Consider the following 5,931-nt stretch of genomic DNA (forward strand, 5'->3'; position numbering starts at 1 on the left):
CCGCGCCCTGGCCGCGAACGACCCGGCCACGGCGGGGGACCGCGTCAGGCCAGACGGGCCCGCACCTCGGCGACCAGGCCGGCCACCGGTACGGCCGTCTGCTCGCCGGACTCCATGTCCTTGAGCTGGACGACGCCCTCGGCGAGGTCGCGGTCGCCCGCGACGATCGCGAAGCGCGCCCCGCTGCGGTTGGCGTCCTTCATGGCGCCCTTGAGGCCCTTGCCGCCGTACGACATGTCGGCCGCGACACCCGCCTTGCGCAGCTCGGTCACCAGGCCGAACACCGCCGGCTTGGCCTCGCCCAGCGCGATGGCGAACACCGACGTGGCCGCCGGGATGTCCAGCGCCACGCCCTCGGCCTCCAGGGCCAGCACGGTCCGGTCGACGCCCAGCGCCCAGCCGACGGACGGCAGGGCCGGCCCGCCGATCATCTCGGACAGGCCGTCGTAGCGGCCGCCGCCGCCGACCGCGGACTGCGAGCCCAGGCCGTCGTGGACGAACTCGAAGGTGGTGCGGGTGTAGTAGTCGAGGCCGCGGACCAGCTTCTCGTCGTCCTCGAAGGCGACCCCGGCGGCCGTGACCAGCGCGCGGACCTCCTCGTGGTACGCCTTGCACGCGTCGCACAGGTAGTCGCGCAGCACGGGCGCGCCGACCAGCTGCTTCTGGACGTCGGGCCGCTTGTCGTCGAGGACGCGCAGCGGGTTGATCTCGGCCCGGCGGACGGTCTCCTCGTCGAGGTCGAGGCCGCGCAGGAAGCCCTGGAGCGCCTCCCGGTACACCGGGCGGCACTCCTTGTCGCCGAGCGAGTTCAGCAGGATGCGGAAGTTGCGCAGGCCCAGCGAGCGGTACGCCTGGTCGGCGAGGATGATCAGCTCGGCGTCCAGCGCCGGGTCCTCGGCGCCGATCGCCTCGGCGCCGACCTGGGAGAAGTGGCGGTAGCGGCCCGCCTGGGCCCGCTCGTAGCGGTAGTACGAGCCGGAGTACCAGAGCTTGACGGGGAGGCTGCCGAGCTTGTGGAGGTTGCCCTGGAGGGCCGCGCGGAGCACGGAGGCGGTGCCCTCGGGGCGCAGGGCGAGCTCGTCGCCGCCCTTCGTCGTGAGGGTGTACATCTCCTTGGAGACGATGTCGGTGGACTCGCCGACGCCGCGGGAGAACAGCTTCACGTCCTCGAAGCCGGGGGTCTCCACGTATCCGTAGCCCGAGTTCTTCAGGGGTGCGGAGATCGCCTCGCGCACCGCCAGGAAGCTGGCGGAGCGGGGCGGCAGCAGGTCGTACGTGCCCTTGGGGGCCTTGAAGGTGCTCACGAAACTCGTCACATTCCTCGTCGTGGGGCGGCGGTGCCGTCCCCCAGGCCGGCGGCGACCTCCCGCAGGTACGGGTTGGTCGCGCGCTCGCGGCCGATGGTGGTCTGGGGACCGTGGCCGGACAGCACCACCGTCGAGTCCTCCAGCGGCAGGCACACGCGGGCCAGCGACTGGAGCATCTCGGCGTGGGAGCCGCCGGGCAGGTCGGTGCGTCCGATGGAGCCGGCGAAGAGCAGGTCGCCCGAGAAGAAGACCGGCGGAACGTCGGCCTGCTCGGGCATCCGGAAGGTCACCGACCCCTTGGTATGCCCGGGCGCGTGCGCCACGGAGAACTCCATCCCGGCCAGCTTCAAAGCACTGCCGTCGGACAGCTCGCGGACGTCGTCCGGCTCGCCGACGGTCAGCTCCCCCATGAGGGGCATCCCGATGGAGCGGCCGAGGGCCTTCTCCGGGTCGCTCATCATGTAGCGGTCCTCGGGGTGGATCCAGGCGGGAACGTCGTGCGCTCCGCACACCGGGACCACCGAGGCCACATGATCGATGTGGCCGTGGGTCAGGACGACCGCGACGGGCTTGAGACGGTGCTTCCTCAGCGTCTCCTCGACTCCCTGGGCGGCCTGGTGGCCCGGGTCGATGATGACGCACTCCTCACCCGCGGCGGGGGCGACCAGGTAGCAGTTGGTCCCCCAGGCCCCGGCGGGGAACCCGGCAATCAGCACGTTCGTCCTCAATCGTCGTCCGGCGGGCGGCAGCAGTTCGGAATCTGCTGCTCAGAGCCTACCGGCGCCCCTCATTACACAGCGAACCCATATACGGTACGGCCTAACCGAGCCCGGACAGCGGTACCAGAGACGTACAAGGAGACGACCCGGTGGTCACGAGCGATCAGCGTCGGCGACAGCTCGCCAGGGAGAAGTACGAGCGCCAGCAGAAGCGACGCGCGGAGGCCCGCCGCAGGTCGCGGCAGCGGCTGGCGGTCGTCGGCGCGGCCTCGGCCGTGGTGATCGCGGCGCTGGTCGCCCTGGTCGCGGGCGGCGTCTTCGACTCCAAGGACAAGAAGGACGCGGCGGCCGAGCCCTCGGCGTCCCCGTCGGCGCCCGAGCCGAAGAAGTCGCCGTCCCCGGCGATGGCGATCGACGACAAGGCGAAGTACACCTTCGACCTGAAGACGAGCGCGGGCGAGATCAAGTTCGGGATGGACGCCTCGAAGACCCCGCAGACGGTGAACTCCTTCAAGGCGCTCGCCGACAAGGGCTTCTTCGACAAGACCAAGTGCCACCGCCTGGTGACGGGCGGGATCTACGTGCTCCAGTGCGGCGATCCCGAGGGCACCGGCCGCGGTGGCCCGGGCTACACGATCCCGGACGAGAACCTGGACTCCCTGGGCAAGCCGAACGAGCAGGGCCAGGTGGTCTACCCGGCCGGCACGGTGGCGATGGCCAACACCGGCCAGCCGGGCACCGGCGGCAGCCAGTTCTTCCTCGTCTACAAGGACAGCCCCCTCGCCCCGTCGTACACCCCGTTCGGGAAGATCGACGCGGCCGGGCTGAAGGCGCTGGAGGAGGTCGCCAAGGCGGGGACCGCGGACGGCGCCCAGGACGGCGCCCCGAAGACCCCCGTGACCATCGAGAAGGCCACCGTCACGAAGGACTGACGGGACCCGGCGGCCCCGCCCCGGCGGGCCCCGCGGCCCGTGCGCCGAGATTCCGTCGTGCGGGATGCGGACAGCCGGCCCGGCGGTCGCCTATGTTGGCGTTGTGCAGGGCGGGCGCTGCCCGCCCCAGGAAACTGTGGACGATGCCGGGGGGACACGACCCCGCGCGGCATCAGGTGGAGGAGGCGCTGTGAGCAGCGACCCGTGGGGCCGAGTCGACGAGACCGGCACCGTGTACGTGCGTACTTCCGAGGGCGAGCAGGTCGTCGGCTCGTGGCAGGCGGGCACCCCCGAGGAGGCCCTGGCCTACTTCGAGCGCAAGTACGAGGGCTTGGTGGTCGAGATCGGCCTCCTCGAACGGCGGGTGCGGACCACCGATCTGTCCGCCAAGGACGCCCAGACGGCCATCGACCACCTGCGGACGCAGGTGGACGAGCACCACGCCGTCGGTGACCTCGAAGCGCTGCGCGGCCGGCTCGACAAGCTGGTCGCGTCGGTGGACTCGCGGCGCGAGGAGCGCAAGGTCCAGAAGGCCAAGCAGGCCGACGAGGCCCGTACGGCCAAGGACGCCCTGGTGGTCGAGGCCGAGCAGCTGGCGCAGAGCGACCAGTGGCGCAGCGCCGGCGAGCGGCTGCGCGCGCTGGTGGACATCTGGAAGGGCCTGCCCCGGCTCGACCGCAAGTCGGACGACGAGCTGTGGCACCGCTTCTCGCACGCCCGGTCCGCCTTCTCCAAGCGCCGCAAGGCGCACTTCGCCGCGCTGGACGCCCAGCGCGAGGACGCCCGCAAGGCGAAGGAGAAGCTGGTCGCCGAGGCCGAGTCGCTGTCGAAGTCGACGGACTGGGGTCCGACGGCCGCCCGCTACCGCGAGCTGATGGACAGCTGGAAGGCGGCGGGCCGGGCGCAGCGCGAGGCCGAGGACGACCTGTGGAACCGCTTCCGCGGTGCGCAGGACGTGTTCTTCGCGGCGCGCGGCGAGGTCTTCGCGGAGCGGGACGCCGAGCAGGTCGAGAACCTGAAGCTGAAGGAGGAGCTGGCCGTCGAGGCGGAGCGGATCCTCCCGGTGACGGACCTGAAGGCGGCCCGGGCCGCGTTCCGCTCCGTCAACGAGCGCTGGGAGGCCATCGGCCACGTGCCGCGGGACGCCCGTCCCAAGGTCGAGGGCCGGATGCACGCCGTGGAGCGGGCCATCCAGGAGGCCGAGGACGGCGAGTGGCGCCGGACGAACCCGGAGGCGCGGGCCCGTGCCGCCGGTCTGACGGGTCAGCTCCAGGCTGCCGTGGACAAGCTGCGCGGTGAGATCGACGCCGCGCGCACGGCCGGCAACAACGCGAAGGCCGACAAGCTGGGCCGTGAGCTGGAGGGCCGCCAGGCCCTGCTGGACCAGGCGCTGAAGGGCCTGGAGGAGTTCGGCGGCTGACGCCCCGGACGGACTTCGGACGGGCACCACCGGTCACCCCCGGTGGTGCCCATCCGCCGTATATGGGTCCGATTCGTTACGCGGTTTCAACACAGGGTGCGCGCGGGTTGCACCCTCCACCTGTGTAACGTTGTACGGTGCCGCCTCGGCGGCCTTCTGCCGGGCGACGACCAGGATCGAATGTGACGCATACCCAGATACGCGCTGATGTCCCCGACTCACTTCTCGTCGCCGAACCGGTGTCCGGCGAGAAGGACTCCGGACTCCGCGGTGTCGGACGGCGCGTACTCGCCAACCTGAAGCGGGCCCGCAAGGCGCTGCTGATCCACATCGCGCTGCGTGCGACCGGTCTCGCCGTGATGGCGATCTGGGCCGAGCGCAAGGACGTGCGGCCGCTGGAGATCCTGGGCGGGCGCTGGGACGCCGTCTACTACCTGCACATCGCCGAGAACGGTCTGACGACCCCGCTGGCGACGCCCTCGCCGTGCGCGTTCGCCGGGCCGAGCTGCCAGATGGCGTTCTTCCCCGTCTACCCGATGCTGGTGCGGTACACCTCGTACGTCACGCACCTGCCCATGAACTGGGTGGCGATGGGGCTGGCGCTGCTGGCGTCGGTGATCGCCGCGTGGGGCATCTTCGCCGTCACCGACAAGATCTACGGCCGCCGGGTCGCGCTCTTCACCTGCGCCCTGTTCGCGATCGTGCCGGCGGCGCTCGTCCAGTCGATGGCGTACACCGAGCCGCTGTTCCTCGCCCTGTCCGTGTGGGCGATGTACGCGGTGATGACGAAGTCGTGGCTGACGGCCGGTGTGCTGGCCTTCTTCGCTGGGGCCACCCGGCCCTCGGGTTCGGCGATCGTCGCGGCCGTGGTGCTGGCGGGGGTCTGGGAGTACGTGCAGTGGCGCCGCAAGCGCCGTGCGCAGCGTCCTCCGGTGGGGCGGATCGTGGCCGCCTCGCTGATCGCCCCGCTGGGCTGGTTCGGGTACGTGGGTTACGTCGGCTGGCACTTCGGGCGCTGGGACGGCTACTTCGAGCTCCAGCGCCGCTGGGGTTCGGTGTACGACGGCGGCTTCGACACCCTCAGCGAGCTGAAGAAGACCTTCACCGAGGTGCACACGACCCTCAACCACGTGGTGGTCTCGCTGACCGTGGTGACGGCGGTGGTGCTGTTCGTGCTGATGACGCGCCGGCGCCGGCCCCCCATGGTGGTGTGGATCTTCGCGGCCATGATCATGCTGATGGCGCTGGGCGGGGCGGGCTTCTACTTCTCGAAGATGCGCTTCATCATGCCGGCGTTCCCGCTGCTGTTCCCCTTCGCGCTGGCCCTCGCCCGGGCCCGGCGGAGCACGGTGGTGTGGATCATCGGCTCGGCCACGGCGGTGTCCGCGCTCTTCGGCGGCAACCTCAACTTCGTGTGGTGGGGCTGCCCCTGACCGGGCCGCCGCGCCGGACGTACGAGAGTGGGCGCCCGGCTCCGGAGCCCCGCCCCAGGCCGCCGTCCCGCGCACGGCCCTCGCCCGCCTCGGCCTGACCGACGCCGCGCTGCCCGCGCA

The 5,931-nt window shown here is 71.5% G+C and carries 5 protein-coding genes; 3 read left to right on the top strand and 2 right to left on the bottom strand.

The features are described 5' to 3' along the window. Positions 1-44: 44 nt before the first annotated feature. Positions 45-1,304, bottom strand: coding sequence for a histidine--tRNA ligase (gene hisS, locus AB0O29_RS33685; protein WP_365159576.1), 1,260 nt, complete (start codon positions 1,302-1,304; stop codon positions 45-47). 8 nt (positions 1,305-1,312) lie between these two features. Then, positions 1,313-2,023 carry an MBL fold metallo-hydrolase gene (locus AB0O29_RS33690; protein WP_351885511.1) on the bottom strand — a complete coding sequence of 237 codons (711 nt, stop codon included), beginning with the start codon at positions 2,021-2,023 and terminating at the stop codon, positions 1,313-1,315. Between the two features lie 152 nt (positions 2,024-2,175). On the opposite strand from AB0O29_RS33690, the gene AB0O29_RS33695 reads away from it, so the two are divergent. The 3 genes from AB0O29_RS33695 to AB0O29_RS33705 all read left to right on the top strand — a co-directional run bounded on the left by AB0O29_RS33695 (position 2,176) and on the right by AB0O29_RS33705 (position 5,811). Further along, complete coding sequence (locus AB0O29_RS33695; protein WP_365159580.1) at positions 2,176-2,958, top strand: peptidylprolyl isomerase; 783 nt, start codon at positions 2,176-2,178, stop codon at positions 2,956-2,958. 190 nt (positions 2,959-3,148) lie between these two features. Then, a complete protein-coding gene (locus AB0O29_RS33700) occupies positions 3,149-4,378 on the top strand; it encodes a DUF349 domain-containing protein (RefSeq protein WP_365159583.1) in 1,230 nt (409 codons plus the stop codon). A gap of 239 nt (positions 4,379-4,617) precedes the next feature. After that, on the top strand, positions 4,618-5,811 hold the full coding sequence (locus AB0O29_RS33705) for a hypothetical protein (protein WP_365159586.1): 1,194 nt from the start codon (positions 4,618-4,620) through the stop codon (positions 5,809-5,811). Positions 5,812-5,931: the final 120 nt, after the last annotated feature.

Source organism: Streptomyces sp. NPDC089915 (genome assembly GCF_040684675.1).
GTDB lineage: Bacteria > Actinomycetota > Actinomycetes > Streptomycetales > Streptomycetaceae > Streptomyces.